17 protein-coding genes are annotated in these 15,973 nt (G+C 70.1%); 14 read left to right on the top strand and 3 right to left on the bottom strand.

The genetic code is table 11. From position 1 onward, the window contains the following. Positions 1–62 precede the first annotated feature (62 nt). From RNB18_RS20490 to RNB18_RS20435, 13 genes are all read left to right on the top strand, one after another. Complete coding sequence (locus RNB18_RS20490; RefSeq protein WP_311715523.1) at positions 63–1,361, top strand: hypothetical protein; 1,299 nt, start codon at positions 63–65, stop codon at positions 1,359–1,361. A gap of 17 nt (positions 1,362–1,378) precedes the next feature. Then, positions 1,379–1,951, top strand: a complete 573-nt coding sequence (locus RNB18_RS20485) for a GNAT family N-acetyltransferase (protein ID WP_311715522.1) — start codon at positions 1,379–1,381, stop codon at positions 1,949–1,951. A 127-nt stretch (positions 1,952–2,078) separates the two neighbouring features. Further along, positions 2,079–2,162, top strand: coding sequence for a putative leader peptide (locus tag RNB18_RS53720; RefSeq protein ID WP_349817346.1), 84 nt, complete (start codon positions 2,079–2,081; stop codon positions 2,160–2,162). A 125-nt stretch (positions 2,163–2,287) separates the two neighbouring features. Beyond that, complete coding sequence (locus RNB18_RS20480; protein WP_311715521.1) at positions 2,288–3,985, top strand: nitrite/sulfite reductase; 1,698 nt, start codon at positions 2,288–2,290, stop codon at positions 3,983–3,985. Continuing rightward, a complete protein-coding gene (locus tag RNB18_RS20475; RefSeq protein ID WP_266557900.1) occupies positions 3,982–4,161 on the top strand; it encodes a hypothetical protein in 180 nt (59 codons plus the stop codon). The genes RNB18_RS20480 and RNB18_RS20475 overlap by 4 nt, the downstream gene beginning before the upstream one ends. Further along, on the top strand, positions 4,158–4,868 hold the full coding sequence (locus RNB18_RS20470; protein ID WP_311715520.1) for a phosphoadenylyl-sulfate reductase: 711 nt from the start codon (positions 4,158–4,160) through the stop codon (positions 4,866–4,868). The genes RNB18_RS20475 and RNB18_RS20470 overlap by 4 nt, the downstream gene beginning before the upstream one ends. Then, positions 4,865–5,428, top strand: a complete 564-nt coding sequence (gene cysC, locus RNB18_RS20465; RefSeq protein ID WP_311715519.1) for an adenylyl-sulfate kinase — start codon at positions 4,865–4,867, stop codon at positions 5,426–5,428. The genes RNB18_RS20470 and cysC overlap by 4 nt, the downstream gene beginning before the upstream one ends. Then, entirely contained in the window at positions 5,425–6,363 is a 939-nt protein-coding gene (cysD, locus tag RNB18_RS20460; RefSeq protein ID WP_311715518.1) for a sulfate adenylyltransferase subunit CysD, read from the top strand. The genes cysC and cysD overlap by 4 nt, the downstream gene beginning before the upstream one ends. Before the next feature lie 2 nt (positions 6,364–6,365). Next, complete coding sequence (locus RNB18_RS20455; protein WP_311715517.1) at positions 6,366–7,694, top strand: sulfate adenylyltransferase subunit 1; 1,329 nt, start codon at positions 6,366–6,368, stop codon at positions 7,692–7,694. 222 nt (positions 7,695–7,916) lie between these two features. Continuing rightward, positions 7,917–9,020 carry an aliphatic sulfonate ABC transporter substrate-binding protein gene (locus tag RNB18_RS20450; RefSeq protein ID WP_311715516.1) on the top strand — a complete coding sequence of 368 codons (1,104 nt, stop codon included), beginning with the start codon at positions 7,917–7,919 and terminating at the stop codon, positions 9,018–9,020. Between the two features lie 35 nt (positions 9,021–9,055). Continuing rightward, positions 9,056–9,841: an ABC transporter ATP-binding protein gene (locus RNB18_RS20445; RefSeq protein WP_030681639.1), complete on the top strand. Its 786-nt coding sequence runs from the start codon at positions 9,056–9,058 to the stop codon at positions 9,839–9,841. Next, positions 9,828–10,706, top strand: coding sequence for an ABC transporter permease (locus RNB18_RS20440; RefSeq protein WP_057611049.1), 879 nt, complete (start codon positions 9,828–9,830; stop codon positions 10,704–10,706). The genes RNB18_RS20445 and RNB18_RS20440 overlap by 14 nt, the downstream gene beginning before the upstream one ends. Positions 10,707–10,711: 5 nt before the next feature. Continuing rightward, positions 10,712–11,446, top strand: coding sequence for a sirohydrochlorin chelatase (locus RNB18_RS20435; protein ID WP_311715515.1), 735 nt, complete (start codon positions 10,712–10,714; stop codon positions 11,444–11,446). Positions 11,447–11,453: 7 nt separating this feature from the next. Here RNB18_RS20435 and RNB18_RS20430 read toward each other — a convergent pair whose 3' ends face one another. The 3 genes from RNB18_RS20430 to RNB18_RS20420 are packed head-to-tail and all read right to left on the bottom strand — an operon-like array spanning position 11,454 to position 13,456. Further along, entirely contained in the window at positions 11,454–12,503 is a 1,050-nt protein-coding gene (locus RNB18_RS20430; RefSeq protein WP_311715514.1) for a ketopantoate reductase family protein, read from the bottom strand. 46 nt (positions 12,504–12,549) lie between these two features. Continuing rightward, complete coding sequence (locus tag RNB18_RS20425) at positions 12,550–12,915, bottom strand: nuclear transport factor 2 family protein (protein WP_311715513.1); 366 nt, start codon at positions 12,913–12,915, stop codon at positions 12,550–12,552. Then, entirely contained in the window at positions 12,908–13,456 is a 549-nt protein-coding gene (locus RNB18_RS20420) for a DUF1697 domain-containing protein (RefSeq protein WP_311715512.1), read from the bottom strand. Before RNB18_RS20420 ends, RNB18_RS20425 begins: the two co-directional genes overlap by 8 nt. Before the next feature lie 234 nt (positions 13,457–13,690). Here RNB18_RS20420 and RNB18_RS20415 point away from each other — a divergent pair, with 234 nt between their 5' ends. Continuing rightward, on the top strand, positions 13,691–15,955 hold the full coding sequence (locus tag RNB18_RS20415) for an MMPL family transporter (RefSeq protein WP_311715511.1): 2,265 nt from the start codon (positions 13,691–13,693) through the stop codon (positions 15,953–15,955). Positions 15,956–15,973: the final 18 nt, after the last annotated feature.

Here is a 15,973-nt window from a genome sequence, read left to right as displayed (position 1 = left end):
CACCTGCTCCTCGGTCAACGTACGGATCATCAGGCGCAGTTGGCCCGCCTCGGGAGGACGGTATGAAGCAACGTGGCAGACACCGCAGGCGCAAGCGGGGCCAAGCGCTGCGCGCCTTCCTGGCCGGGACCGCGCTCGCACTGACCGCCGCCGCCACCATGATCAGTGCCTCCCAGGCCACGGTCGCCGCCAATCCCGGGCCACTGAAGCCGCTCACCTCGGCCGCCGAGACCGACCCGCTGCGCCTGAAGGAATCCCGGGTACCGCAGAGCGCCCTCGACCGGCTCTCCTCCGCGATGGGACGTCCGGCCGGCGTCTCCGCCGTCCTCGACTCAGCCGACCGGAGCCTGGGCGACGCGATCGACTGCACGGCCGGCGAGCGCAGGGCGCTGCCCGTGGCCCCGGAGGCCACCGCCGCGTACTGCTGGGACACCGCCGACACCCGCTCCTGGCGGGCCGGGGCGGTCACCACCTCCGGAGACGCCGACGACGACGGCCTGTGGGGTGCCCACCGCGTGATCCTCTCCGCGTGGAGCCGCACCGGCACCGCGGCGCAGGACGGGGGCCTGGCCCGGGTCGCGTTCGTCGACGCGGACGACATGAACCGGCCCACCTACTCCTGGGTCCTCCTCGCCGTCCCGGTCGACGGCGGGCGCGACTACCGCGGCCTCGTCTCCCAGGTGTCCGGCATGGTCTGGTACCAGAACAAGCTGCTGGTCAGCGCGAACGGCGACGGCGGCGGCGACGCGCTGTACGTCTACGACATGAACCGCGTCCAGCGGGCCACCGTCGACAGCGACGCGGTCGGCAAGGTGCGCGGCGGATGGTCGGCGCACGGCGCGCAGTGGGTCCTGCCCGCGGTCGCCTCCTACCGTCTGAGCGCCGACACGGGCGCCGCCCGCCCCGACTACCTGTCCCTGGACCGCAGCACCGCCCCGGACAGCCTGGTCGCGAGCGAGTGGGTCTCCGGGGACGGCGACGCCGGGACCCGGGTGTGGCGCTACGACTTCAGCACCTCCCCCGCCCGCTCCGGCCTCCTTGCCACGGACACCGGCGGCTACGCGCGCGTGGCCGAGGCGTACGTCACCAAGGCGTCCGGCTCCGGCCCCGTCCTGTCGCACGACTCCCAGTGGTACCTGGGCCGCGCGGCCCACACCGAGGGCGACCACGGCACTCTGTGGCGCCAGAACCCGAAGGACCCCGCGAAGGCCGCCCGCTGCGGCACGGACGAGACCCGCAACTGCTGGAGCGGGGAGTCGGAGTCCCTGTCGTACTGGGAACAGACGGGCGATGTGTGGTCCCAGTCGGGCAGGGTCCTGTTCGCACTGCCACTGGCCTCGATCGACAGATCTCTGGGTTAGATGATTCCCTGACCGGCATGCCGAACATCCCCGTGACCACGTGGTCCCTGGAACAGACCGCTCCGACCGATCTCCTCCCGGCCGAACCCCCGCAGCGCGACGTCCGCATCCATCGCGCGGAAGTCCCCTCCCCCGAGTTCAGCCGGTACCTCTACGCCTCCGTGGGCGGCGACATCCACTGGACCGACCGGCTCTCGTGGACGTACGCACGGTGGCAGGAGCACCTGGAGCGCCCCGGCGTGGAGACGTGGGTGGCCTACGACCACGGCACCCCCGCCGGCTACGTCGAACTCGCCCCGCAGGACGACGGCGTAGTGGAGATCGCGTACTTCGGCCTGATCCCGGCGTTCCGCGGCAAGCGGATCGGCGGCCACCTGCTCTCCTACGGCGCCGCTCGCGCCTGGGACCTCGCGGACCGCTGGCCTGGACTGACCGACACCAAGCGGGTCTGGCTGCACACCTGCTCCAAGGACGGCGAGCACGCGATGGGCAACTACCAGCGCCGTGGCTTCCAGCTCTTCGACACCAAGGTCGAGGAGGAGACCGAGGCGCCCACACCCGGCCCCTGGCCCGGGGCCTACCCGGCCTGACCTGCGGGAACAAGACTCCCCGCGATCTTTGTGACCAACGACACCCCGGTCTCGCCTGTCGAGACAAGGGTGTCCACATGGTGGATAAAGCTGGACTGTGTCCAGATCGCCGTGACACGCTTCCGTCATGTCTGGAACTGGGATTGCCTTGGTGAGTCGGCGGCACGTCGACCTCGGCCGCATGTCCAGCGCCATCTGTCCGGTGCGCTGACGAGCCGCAGCGTCACCCGACACATCCTCTCGTTCTCCTCCCCGCGCAATGACGCGCAGGTACACCCATGCGCCCGTACGCGCAGGTAAGAGCCGCTTTCCGCCTGTCCCGAAGGACGTAGAACCATGGCCGCCACCCCGCAGAACCCTGCCGCCGCAGCGCCCCGCCGCAAGGTGAGCCGTCACCGCGGTGAGGGTCAGTGGGCCGCGGGGCACCACACCCCGCTGAACGGCAACGAGCAGTTCAAGAAGGACGACGACGGTCTCAATGTGCGGACACGCATTGAGACGATCTACTCGAAGCGCGGCTTCGACTCGATCGACCCCAACGACCTGCGCGGCCGGATGCGCTGGTGGGGCCTCTACACCCAGCGCAAGCCCGGGATCGACGGCGGCAAGACCGCGATCCTGGAGCCGGAGGAGCTGGACGACAAGTACTTCATGCTGCGGGTGCGGATCGACGGCGGACGCCTCACCACCCAGCAGCTGCGGGTGATCGGCGAGATCTCCGAGGAGTTCGCGCGCGGCAGCGCCGACGTCACCGACCGGCAGAACATCCAGCTCCACTGGATCCGCATCGAGGACGTCCCGGAGATCTGGAACCGCCTGGAGGCGGTCGGCCTTTCCACGACCGAGGCCTGCGGTGACACCCCGCGTGTGATCATCGGCTCGCCGGTCGCCGGCATCGCCGAGGACGAGATCATCGACGGCTCCCGGGCGATCGACGAGATCCACGAGCGGTACATCGGCAGCAAGGAGTTCTCCAACCTGCCCCGCAAGTTCAAGACGGCGATCTCCGGCTCCCCGCTCCTCGACGTGGTCCACGAGATCAACGACATCGCCTTCGTCGGCGTCGAGCACCCCGAGCACGGCCCCGGTTTCGACCTGTGGGTCGGCGGCGGTCTGTCCACCAACCCGAAGCTCGGCGTCCGGCTCGGCGCCTGGGTTCCGCTGGACGAGGTGCCCGAGGTGTGGGCCGGTGTGGTCGGCATCTTCCGCGACTGGGGCTACCGCCGCCTGCGCACCCGGGCCCGTCTGAAGTTCCTCGTCGCCGACTGGGGCCCGGATAAGTTCCGCCAGGTCCTGGAGGACGACTACCTCGAGCGCAAGCTGATCGACGGTCCCGCGCCCGCCGAGCCCTCGGGCCGCTGGCGCGACCACGTCGGCGTGCACCGCCAGAAGGACGGCCTGTTCTACGTCGGTTTCGCCCCGCGCGTCGGCCGTGTCGACGGCGCCACGCTGACGAAGATCGCCGAGGCCGCGGAGGCGCACGGCTCGGGCCGGGTCCGGACCACCGTCGAGCAGAAGATGATCATCCTCGATGTCGAGGAGGCGCAGGTCCAGCCGCTCGTCGAGGCTCTGGAGGCGCTCGACCTCACCGCCAAGCCCTCCCCGTTCCGGCGCGGCACCATGGCCTGCACCGGCATCGAGTACTGCAAGCTCGCCATCGTCGAGACCAAGGCGCGCGGCTCGCAGCTGATCGACGAACTGGAGCGCCGGATCCCGGACTTCGACGAGCCGCTCACCATCAACCTCAACGGCTGCCCGAACGCCTGCGCCCGTATCCAGGTGGCGGACATCGGTCTCAAGGGCCAGCTGGTCCTCAACGACCGGGGCGAGCAGGTCGAGGGCTACCAGGTGCACCTGGGCGGCGCGCTGGGCCTGGAGGCAGCCTTCGGCCGCAAGGTGCGTGGCCTGAAGGTCACCTCCGAGGAACTGCCCGACTACGTCGAGCGCGTCCTGAAGCGGTTCCAGGCCGAGCGCGAGGAGGGCGAGCGGTTCGCCGCCTGGGCCTCGCGTGCCAGCGAGGAGGCCCTGTCGTGAGCGAGCGGGCCGCCCCCTTCTACTGCCCCTACTGCGGCGACGAGGACCTCCGTCCGAGCGAGCAGTCTCACGGCGCCTGGGAATGCGCGGCATGCAACCGCGCATTCCAGTTGAAGTTCCTCGGGCTGCTCGCCCGGGGCCTTCGGCACACCGACGCAGGGGGAGATCAGATATGACCGCGATTCAGGAAGAGCGCACGACCGAGGATCTCAAGGCGCTCGCCGAGCAGGCGGGCCGCGACCTGGAGGACGCCTCGGCACTGGAGATCCTCCAGTGGGCGGTCGACACCTTCGGCAAGCGCTTCTGCGTGACCTCCTCGATGGAGGACGCGGTGGTGGCCCACCTGGCGTCCCGGGTCCTCAAGGGCGTGGACGTCGTCTTCCTCGACACCGGCTACCACTTCGAGGAGACCATCGGCACCCGGGACGCGGTCGAGGCCGTGATGGACGTCAACGTCATCACGCTGTCGCCGACGCGGACGGTCGCCGAGCAGGACGCCGAGTTCGGCCCGAAGCTGCACGACCGCGACCCCGACCTGTGCTGCAAGATGCGCAAGGTCGAGCCGCTGGAGCGGGGTCTGAAGGACTACCTGGCCTGGGCGACCGGTCTGCGCCGCGACGAGTCCCCGACCCGGGCGAACACCCCGGTGGTCGGCTGGGACGAGAAGCGGCAGAAGGTCAAGGTCTCCCCGATCGCCCGCTGGACCCAGGACGACGTGGACGCGTATGTCGCGGAACACGGCGTCCTCACCAACCCGTTGCTCATGGACGGCTACGCCTCCGTCGGCTGCGCCCCCTGCACCCGCCGTGTCCTGGAGGGCGAGGACGCGCGCGCCGGCCGCTGGGCGGGCAGCGCCAAGACCGAGTGCGGGCTGCACGGATGACGACATCTACCAAGGAGTTGCACGTGACGACCGGAGCCACCGTCTGGCTCACGGGTCTGCCGAGTGCCGGCAAGACCACCATCGCGTACGAGCTGGCCGGCCGGCTGCGCGAGGAGGGCCACCTCGTCGAGGTGCTCGACGGCGACGAGATCCGCGAGTTCATCTCGGCGGGCCTCGGCTTCAGCCGCGAGGACCGGCACACCAACGTGCAGCGCATCGGCTTCCTCGCCGAACTGCTCGCCCGCAACGGCGTGAAGGCGCTGGTCCCGGTCATCGCGCCCTACTCCGACAGCCGTGACGCGGTGCGCAAGCGTCACCAGGAGAGCGGCGCGGCCTACCTCGAGATCCACGTGGCGACTCCGGTCGAGGTGTGCTCCGTACGCGATGTGAAGGGCCTGTACGCCAAGCAGGCCGCGGGTGAGCTCTCCGGGCTGACCGGGGTCGACGACCCCTACGAGGAGCCCGAGTCGCCCGATCTGCGCATCGAGTCGCAGAACCAGACCGTCCACGAGTCCGCGGCGGCGGTCCACACGCTGCTCACCGAGAGGGGACTGGCATGACGACCACCGTTACCAAGGTGGAGGAGGGCACGGAGGCTCCGTACGCCCTGTCCCACCTGGACGCGCTGGAGTCCGAGGCGGTGCACATCTTCCGTGAGGTGGCGGGTGAGTTCGAGCGGCCGGTGATCCTGTTCTCCGGCGGCAAGGACTCCATCGTCATGCTGCACCTCGCCCTGAAGGCGTTCGCGCCGGCGTCCGTGCCCTTCTCGCTGCTGCACGTCGACACCGGGCACAACTTCCCCGAGGTGCTGGAGTACCGGGACCGTACGGTCGCCCAGCACGGTCTGCGCCTCCATGTCGCCTCCGTGCAGGACTACATCGACCGGGGTGTCCTCAAGGAGCGCCCGGACGGCACCCGCAATCCGCTCCAGACGCTGCCACTGACCGAGAAGATCCAGGCGGAGAAGTTCGACGCCGTCTTCGGCGGTGGGCGCAGGGACGAGGAGAAGGCCCGGGCCAAGGAGCGGGTGTTCTCGCTGCGGGACGAGTTCTCCCAGTGGGACCCGCGCCGCCAGCGGCCCGAACTGTGGAACCTGTACAACGGCCGCCACGCCGCGGGCGAACACGTCCGCGTCTTCCCGCTGTCCAACTGGACCGAGCTGGACGTCTGGCAGTACATCGCCCGCGAGGGCATCGAGCTCCCGGAGATCTACTTCGCCCACGAGCGTGAGGTGTTCTCGCGCAGCGGCATGTGGCTGACGGCGGGCGAGTGGGGCGGGCCCAAGGACGGCGAGACCGTCGAGAAGCGCCTGGTGCGCTACCGGACCGTCGGTGACATGTCCTGCACGGGAGCCGTCGACTCCGACGCCCTGACGCTGGAGCAGGTCATCACGGAGATCGCCGCCTCCCGGCTCACCGAGCGCGGCGCCACCCGCGCCGACGACAAGATGTCCGAGGCCGCGATGGAAGACCGTAAGCGCGAGGGGTACTTCTAAGCATGAGCACCACCACGGAACTCACCGAGACGACCCTTCTGCGGTTCGCGACCGCCGGTTCGGTCGACGACGGCAAGTCGACGCTCGTCGGCCGGCTGCTGCACGACTCCAAGTCGATCCTCACGGATCAGCTGGAGGCCGTGGAGCGTGCGTCGGCGAGCCGGGGTGCCGAGGGCCCGGACCTCGCGCTGCTGACGGACGGGCTGCGCGCCGAGCGCGAGCAGGGCATCACCATCGACGTCGCGTACCGCTACTTCGCGACGCCGAAGCGCCGGTTCATCCTCGCCGACACGCCCGGCCACGTGCAGTACACCCGCAACATGGTGACGGGTGCCTCCACCGCCGAGCTGACGGTGATCCTCATCGACGCCCGCAACGGCGTCGTCGAGCAGACCCGCCGGCACGCCGCCCTCGCGGCGCTGCTGCGGGTGCCGCACGTGGTGCTCGCGGTCAACAAGATGGACCTCGTCGACTACGCCGAGCCCGTCTTCGCCGCGATCGCCGAGGAGTTCACGGCGTACGCGCTCGAACTGGGTGTCCCGGAGGTCACCGCGATCCCGATCTCGGCGCTCGCCGGTGACAACGTGGTGGAGCCGTCCGCGAACATGGACTGGTACGGCGGCCCGACCGTCCTGGAGCACCTGGAGACGGTCCCGGTCACCCACGACCTGAGCCACTGCCACGCCCGCCTTCCCGTGCAGTACGTGATCCGGCCGCAGACCGCCGAGCACCCCGACTACCGGGGCTACGCCGGTCAGATCGCCGCCGGTTCCTTCCATGTCGGTGAGCAGATCACCGTGCTGCCGTCGGGCCGTTCCACGAAGATCGCCGGCATCGACCTGCTCGGTGAGCCGGTCGACGTCGCCTGGACGACCCAGTCGGTGACGATCCTCCTGGAGGACGACATCGACATCTCGCGCGGTGACCTGCTGGTGCCCAGCAAGGACGCCCCGCCGACCACCCAGGACATCGAGGCGACCGTGTGCCACGTCGCCGACGCCCCGCTGACCGTCGGCCACCGGGTGCTGCTCAAGCACGGCACCCGCACGGTCAAGGCGATCGTCAAGGACATCCCGTCCCGCCTCACGCTCGACGATCTGTCCCTGCACCCGCACCCGGGACAGCTCGTCGCCAACGACATCGGCCGGGTGAAGATCCGTACCGCCGAGCCGCTGCCCGTCGACTCCTACTCCGACTCGCGGCGCACCGGGTCGTTCATCCTCATCGACCCGAACGACGGCACCACGCTCACCGCGGGCATGGTCGGCGAGTCGTTCGCGTCCCCGGAGCCCGTCAAGGTCGAGTCCGAGGACGACGGGTGGGACTTCTGACATGAACTCCACCGACTACTACTCCACGTTCGCGAAGGAGGGCGGCCGCGTAGGCAGCGGCGCGCTCGGCAGCGGGCAGGGCGGAGTGGCGCGATGTGTGCGCTGACGTACGCGCACCGCTTGCGCGCCCCGTCCCCCCACAGCCGTAGACGCAGACCTGCCGACCTCCCGGCCACGACCTGAAAGACCGTGACCGCCGGGCCTCCGAGAGGAACACCTCCCGTGCCTGCTACATCCGCTCTTCGCCGCGGTCTCGCGGTCATCGCCGCGCTCCCGCTGCTCACCCTCGCCGCCTGCGGTTACGGCTCCGACGCGAAGGACGACGGCGCCGCCAAGGTCGCCGCCGGGGCCAAGAAGATCGACGGGCTCGACTCCGTCAAGATCGGCTACTTCGGCAACCTCACCCACGGCACCGCGCTCGTCGGGGTGAACAAGGGCTTCTTCCAGAAGGAGCTCGGGGCCACCAAGGCCTCGTACGCGACCTTCAACGCCGGCCCTTCCGAGATCGAGGCGCTCAACTCCAAGTCGATCGACATCGGCTGGATCGGCCCCTCCCCGTCGATCAACGGCTACGTCAAGTCGGGCGGCAAGAGCCTGAAGATCATCGGGGGTTCGGCCTCCGGCGGTGTGAAGCTGGTCGTCAACCCGGACAAGATCAAGTCCCTCAAGGACGTCAAGGGCAAGAAGATCGCCACCCCGCAGCTCGGCAACACGCAGGACGTGGCGTTCCTCAACTGGATCGCCGACCAGGGCTGGAAGGTCGACGCACAGAGCGGCAAGGGTGACGTCACCGTCGTCCGCACGGACAACAAGATCACGCCGGACGCCTACAAGGCCGGTTCCATCGACGGCGCCTGGGTGCCGGAGCCGACCGCGTCGAAGCTGGTCGCCGAGGGCGGCAAGGTGCTGCTCGACGAGGCGTCGCTGTGGCCGGACAAGAAGTTCGTGATCACGAACATCATCGTGCGGCAGGACTTCCTCAAGGAGCACCCGAAGGCGGTCGAGGCCGTCCTGAAGGCGTCGGTGGAAGCCAACAAGTGGATCAACGCCAATCCGGACGCGGCGAAGGCGGCGGCGAACAAGCAGCTGGAGGCGGACTCCGGCAAGGCGCTCAAGCCCGAGGTCCTGGACCCGGCCTGGAAGTCGATCCAGTTCACCAACGACCCACTGGCCGCCACGCTCAACACGGAGGCTGAGCACGCGGTCAAGGCCGGTCTGCTGAAGAAGCCCGACCTGAACGGGATCTACGACCTCACGATCCTCAACAAGGTCCTCAAGGCCGACGGCGAGTCGCCGGTCGACGCCGCCGGTCTCGGCACCAGCTGACCCGGTCCCCGAAGAGTTCCCAGGAGGTGACGACCATGGCCACGACCACGACGCTCGCCAAGGCCGACGAGTCCGTCGAGTACGCCGCACGCCTCGACCACGTCTCGAAGTCCTTCGCGGGACCGGGTGGACAGCAGCTCGTCCTGGACGACATCAGCATCGATGTCGCGCCGGGCGAGTTCGTCACCCTCCTGGGGGCCTCGGGCTGCGGCAAGTCCACGCTGCTGAACCTGGTGGCGGGGCTGGACCAGCCGAGCACGGGCGCCATCACGACCGACGGCCGCCCCGCCCTGATGTTCCAGGAGCACGCCCTCTTCCCGTGGCTGACCGCGGGCAAGAACATCGAACTCGCCCTGAAGCTCAGGGGAGTTCCCAAGCCCGAGCGGCGCGACAAGGCCGAGGAGCTGCTCGAACTGGTCCGGCTGAAGGGCGCGTACGGCAAGCGCGTCCACGAGCTGTCGGGCGGTATGCGCCAGCGCGTGGCACTGGCCCGCGCGCTGGGGCAGGAGAGCAATCTGATGCTGATGGACGAGCCGTTCGCGGCCCTCGACGCCATCACGCGGGACGTGCTGCACGACGAGATCACCCGGATCTGGACGGAGACCGGGCTCTCCGTCCTGTTCGTCACGCACAACGTGCGCGAGGCGGTACGGCTCGCGCAGCGCGTGATCCTGCTGTCCTCCCGCCCCGGCCGGATCGCGCGCGAGTGGACGGTCGACATCCCGCAGCCGCGCCGCATCGAGGACGCGCCCGTGGCCGAACTGGCCCGTGAGATCACCGAAGAACTGCGTGGGGAGATCCGCCGTCATGGCCAGCACTGACACGACACCGGCCCAGGACGCCGGGAGCGTAGAGGCGGGCCTCGACGCGCTGGAGACCCAGGCCACGGGCCGCCCGACCCTCCGGCAGACCCTCGTCAACAAGATCCTGCCGCCGGTCATCGCGCTCGCGGTGGTCCTCGCCGTCTGGGCGCTCCTCTACCCGGTCGTCGACGACCCGTCCAAGCTGCCGTCGCCGGCGGCCGTGGGCTCCACGTTCAAGGAGGCCTGGCTCCAGGGCGATCTGCTCGGCTACATCTGGACCAGCGTCTCGCGCGGTCTGCTGGGCTTCTTCTTCGCCCTGCTCATCGGCACCCCGCTGGGCCTGATCGTGGCCCGGGTGAAGTTCATCCGCGCGGCCATCGGCCCGATCCTGTCCGGCCTCCAGTCGCTGCCGTCGGTGGCGTGGGTGCCGCCGGCCGTGATCTGGCTGGGCCTGAACAACTCCATGATGTACGCCGTGATCCTGCTCGGCGCGGTCCCCTCCATCGCCAACGGACTGGTCTCCGGAGTCGACCAGGTGCCGCCGCTGTTCCTGCGGGCCGGCCGCACGATGGGTGCGACGGGCATCAAGGGCATCTGGCACATCACGCTGCCTGCCGCGCTGCCCGGCTATGTGGCGGGCCTCAAGCAGGGCTGGGCGTTCTCCTGGCGCTCGCTGATGGCCGCGGAGATCATCGCGCAGTTCCCCGACCTGGGCGTGGGCCTCGGCCAGCTGCTGGAGAACGGCCGCACCAACAGCGACATGGCCATGGTGTTCGAGGCGATCCTGCTCATCCTGTTCGTCGGCATCGCGATCGACCTGCTGATCTTCAGTCCGCTGGAGCGGTGGGTGCTGCGCAGCCGCGGTCTGCTGGTGAAGAGCTGAGTCCCATGAAGCCCGTTCTCCTGGTCATCGCCCACGGCAGCCGCGACCCGCGGCATGCGGCGACGGTGCACGCTCTCGTACGCCGGGTGCGCTCGCTGCGCCCGGACGTACGGGTGGAGACGGGCTTCCTGGACTTCAACATCCCTTCCGCGCAGGGGGTGCTGGAGTCCCTGGCGGCGGAGGGCGTCCGTGACGTCGTAGCGCTGCCACTGCTGTTGACGCGAGCGTTCCATGCGAAGGCGGACATCCCCGCGGTACTGCGGGACGCGCCGCGGCAGCTGCGGATCCGGCAGGCCGAGGTGCTCGGCCCGTCGCCGCTGCTGCTGTCGGCGCTCGAACGGCGGCTGTACCAGGCGGGGTTGACGCCCGCCGACAAGTCCTCGACCGGGGTCGTGCTGGCCTCGGCGGGGTCCACCGACCCGGAGGCGATCGCAGTGATCGCTGACATCGCGCGGGAGTGGCGGCACACCGGTTGGTGCGCCGTGCGGCCTGCGTTCGCCTCCGCGGCCCTGCCCCGCACCGAGGACGCGGTGCGGGAGCTGCGGGCTCTCGGCTGCGCGAAGGTGGCCGTCGCGCCGTACGTGCTCGCCCCGGGGTTCCTGCCCGACCGCATCGCGCGGGGCGCGGCCGAGGCGGACGTCCTGGCCGAGGTGCTGGGGCCCGCGCCGGAGGTGGCGCGGGTGCTGCTGCGGCGGTACGAGACCGCGTCGGCGCGGGTGCTGCTGCCGGTGAGTGCGTGAGGCGGCGCTACTTTCCGGAGCGCTGATTTCCTGAGGGCTGCTTTTTTACGGCTGTGACGGCCTCGTCGGCCAGCCGTACCAGCTCTCCCACCGGCATCGATCCGGCCTCCCTGCGTTCGCGGGCGTAGGCGTTGGCGAGCCGCTGGAGGAGGTCGTTCAGCGGGGTCGGGACACCGTGCAGGCGGCCGAGGAGGGCGATCTCGCCGTTGAGGTAGTCGGCCTCGATGGTGCCGGTGCCACGGGTGAGGGACTGCCAGGAGGAGCCGCCACCGCGTGGGGCGTCGTCGAGGGGCAGCAGGGTGATCTTGTCTCCGCGGACCTCGCGCTGTTCCTCGGGACTCGTGTGCGCGATTCCGGCGGCCTCCAGCACGGCCACGCCCTCGGCCTGTACCCGCTCGACGAGCGCCAGGGCCTCCTCGCCCTCGACTGGGCCGGCGACCGCCTCGACGGCGTTGGCGAGGTTGGACAGCAGCTTGGCGTACTGCCAGCGGGCGAGGTCCGGCACGACCGGCGCCTCGAATCTCGACTTCTCCAGGTCGGCGGCGATCCGCCGGGCGGTCTCGTCCGTGCCGTGCGGGTACACGCCCAGGTGCAGGATGCCGGTGAGCGGGCTGCCCGCGGCGGACACGAGCCCGGGTTCCACGAAGGTCGCCGGCAGCCAGACGCAGACGCCGTACACCTGCCGGAATCGCCGCAGGGCCACGCGCTGCCCCTCCACGCCGTTCTGCGCGCACAGCAGCGGCAGCCGCTCGGCCGCCGTGCCGCCGCCCTCGACCGGTGCCGGACCCCACGCGTCCAGGGCCCCTTCCGTGTCCTGGGTCTTCACGGCGAGGACGAGCACGTCGTCGGCGCGCAGTACGCCGAGTCCGGCCGGACCCTCCACGACCGGGAGCCGGTAGGTCAACTCGCCCTCCGGCACCCTCAGCCGCAGTCCGCCGTCTCTCAGCGCCGCGTACTGCGCGCCCCGCGCGACCAGAACGACCTCGTGCCCGGCCTCCGCCAGCCGCCCACCGACGGCCCCGCCGACCGCCCCTGCCCCGATGATGATGTAGCGCATGGGAGGAGCCTCGCACAGCGGTGCCGACCGCCGAGCGTCCGGTGGGTCATCCTGCGAACGGCGTCGCCTGGTGGAAGTACAGCAGCCACCCGCTCGGCGTGCGCCGCCACAGTGAACTGCGGTGTGCCCGGCCGCCGTTGTGCTCCGTGTCGAAGGTGAGATGAACGACGTCGGGCGCGAGTCGGACCCCCTTCATCCCGGACGCCGCGATCGGCCCTGCCTCCTGATCCGAGGCCCCGGCGAGGGCGGCGATGATCGACACGCGGTCCCAGTGCCGCCCGGAGGCGCCGAACTCGTGGAACTCGGGGTGCAGCAGCGCGCCCACCAGCTCGGGCGAGGCGCGTACCTCGGGGTCCAGGAGCCGCAACTCGCCCTGGACGGCGGCCTCCACGGCGGGATCGCGGTCAGTCACCCGTCATCTCCACCAGCTTGACGACCGTGTTCCAGTTGCGGCTGGTGCCGATCACGCCTTTGTTCAGTCTCGGTTTGGACAGGTGCTCGGCGAGCTTGGAGCGGCCGAGGCCGTCCGGGGCGTACAGGTACAGGGCGCGGTCGCCGAGGCGGAACTCCTCAGGGAGGTAGGCGGCCCGGTCGATCTCCGCGAAGCGGTCCGCGTCGACGGGCGCGGAGAAGTAGGTGACGTGGAGCTGTTTGGCCTCCAGCTCGGCGGCCGGGAAGGGGCAGGCCTCGGCGATGGCCTTCAGGTAGGCGTGGTCGCGGACGATCACGTCGACCGCGAAGCCGAACCGCTTCAGGATCGCGCCCGCGAGCTCGGCGGCCAGGGTCTCCTCGTCGCCGTGGTCGGCGGTGAACACGGCCTGCCCGCTCTGGAGGTAGCTGCGTACACCGCCATGTCCGAGGTCTTCCATCAGCGTGCGCAGGTCGGCCATCGGGACCTTCCTGCTGCCGCCGACGTTGATTCCGCGCAGCAGCGCCGCATACGTGGTCGTCATGCGCACACCCTAGGACGGCCTGCGCGCGGACCCCGATCATCGCCCCGCACAAGGGCCGTTAGATGTAAGGGTCACGGTCCTCCCCAGTACGGAGGGCGCGCGGTCCCTTGGGAGGAGCCGGTGCCCGGCTCACCTCACCGGGCAGCACGACGAGACGGCCTTATCCGGCCCATACCTTCGAATTGAAAGGTGGCGGCAGGGGGCTGCCACCGCTCTCAAGGGGGCAAGCCCGTCATGGGGAACGGAGACACAAGGGTGCGGGGCCTGGCCGCCCGGGCCGGTGGCTGGAGCGCGCGGCACCGATGGGCTGCCGTCGGTATCTGGGTGCTGTTCGTCGTCCTGGCGATGGGGCTCGGCTCGGCGACGGGCCGGGTCGACGTCAAGGACAGCGACCAGCTGAAGGGGGAGACCCACACCGCCGCGAAGATCATCGATGACGCCGGGATCGACGAGCCGGCCAGTGAGACGGTGCTGATCCAGACCAAGGACGCCGGCGGCAAGGCGACCGACGCCGACTTCAGGGCCGCCGTCGCCGCGGTCATGAAGGCGGTCGAGGGCACCGGCAAGGTCACGGACGTGACGTCGCCGTACGACACGAACACGATCTCGAAGGACGGCCGCAGCGCGCTCGTGCAGTTCGACATGCGCGGCGAGGCGGACACCGCCGGCGACCGGGTCGAGCCGGTGCTGAAGGCCGTCGAGGGGGTGCAGAAGGAGCACGAGTCGCTGCGGATCGAGGAGATCGGCGGCGCCAGCATGATGAAGACGTTCTCCGACGCGTTCGGCGACGACTTCGAGAAGGCCGAGCTCTCCGCGGTGCCGGTGGCCCTCGGTATCCTGCTCATCGCGTTCGGCGCCCTGGTCGCGGCCTTGCTGCCGGTGCTCCTGGCCGTCAGCGCCATCATGGCGACCATAGGACTGATGGGCGTCGTCAGCCATGTGATGCCGATGAGCGACACCGCCAACTCCGTGATGCTGCTGGTCGGTCTGGCCGTGGGCGTCGACTACTGCCTGTTCTACCTGCGCCGTGAGCGCGAGGAACGACAGGCCGGACGGGACCCGCAGACCGCTCTGCGGATCGCCGCCGCCACCAGCGGCCGCGCGATCATCGTCTCGGGCGTCACGGTGTGCGTGGCGATGGCGGGCATGCTGTTCACCGGGCTCGCCGAGTTCGAGGCGATGGGCCTGGCCTCGCTGATGGTCGTGGCGGTCGCCATGGTCGGGTCCGTGACCGTGCTGCCCGCGCTGCTCTCGCTGCTGGGCGAGCGGGTCGAGAAGGGCAAGATCCCCTTCCTGCACCCGGAGAGCCGACTGCGCCGCAAGCGGAGCGGCAACCGGGAGAGCCGGTTCTGGACGGCCGTTCTGAAGGGCGTCCTCGCGAAGCCCGTCGTCTCGGTCGTGGTCGCGGCCGGCGCGCTGCTCGCCATCGCGGCGCCCGCGCTCGGCATGAAGACCCAGAACCTCACCCTGGACCAGGAGTTCGGCGACTCGCTGCCGATCGTGCAGACGTACAACCGGGTCAACGACGCCTTCCCCGGCGGTTCCGATCCGGCCGAGGTGGTCGTCAAGGCGGCGGACATCAACGCACCCGAAGTCACCGGCGCGCTGGCCGAGTTCAAGGAGCGGGCGATCTCCTCGGGGGCCTCGCGGGGCCCGGTCGAGATCAAGCTGCACGACGCGCAGAACCTCGCCTTCGTGTACGTCCCGCTGGTGGGCGGCTCCGACTTCGACAAGGCCGGTCAGAGCCTGGACACGTTGCGCGACGAGGTACGTCCGGCCACGCTCGGCAAAATCGACGGTGTCCAGGCACCGATCACCGGACAGGTGGCGGGCTCCAAGGACTTCAACGACCAGCTGACCGGAGCGGTCGTCCCGGTCTTCGCGTTCGTGGTGGTCTTCGCCTTCGTCCTGATGCTGCTGTCGTTCCGCTCGCTGACGATCGCGATCACCTCGATCGTGCTCAACCTGCTGTCGGTGGGCGCCGCTTACGGCATCCTCGTCGCCGTCTTCCAGCACGGCTGGGGCGCCTCGCTGGTGGGCGCGGAGGGCGTCGGCGCCATCATCACCTGGCTCCCGCTGTTCCTCTTCGTGATCCTGTTCGGCCTGTCGATGGACTACCACGTGTTCGTGGTCTCCCGGATCCGCGAGGCACGCCTGCGGGGCCGTACGACGAAGGACGCGATCCAGCACGGCGTGGTCACCACGGCCGGTGTCGTCACCAGCGCCGCCGTCATCATGGTCGCCGTGTTCGCGATCTTCGGGACGCTGTCCATGCAGTCCATGAAGCAGATGGGCGTGGGCCTCGCGGCCGCGGTGCTCATCGACGCGACGATCATCCGGGGCGTGCTGCTCCCGGCGGTGATGGCGCTGCTCGGCGAGCGCAACTGGTACCTGCCGAAGTGGCTGAACCGGCTGCCCGACCTCACCCACGACGAGGCCGCGGACGCCGTGGCGGCGCCCGCGGCGCGGGACGACGAGGGTGAGCCGCTGAGGGTCTGAGCCTTCCTCGGCGAAGGC

This window comes from Streptomyces doebereineriae, from assembly GCF_031845645.1.
Classification (GTDB): Bacteria; Actinomycetota; Actinomycetes; order Streptomycetales; family Streptomycetaceae; genus Streptomyces; species Streptomyces canus.
This window is presented reverse-complemented; position numbering and strand designations above follow the sequence as displayed.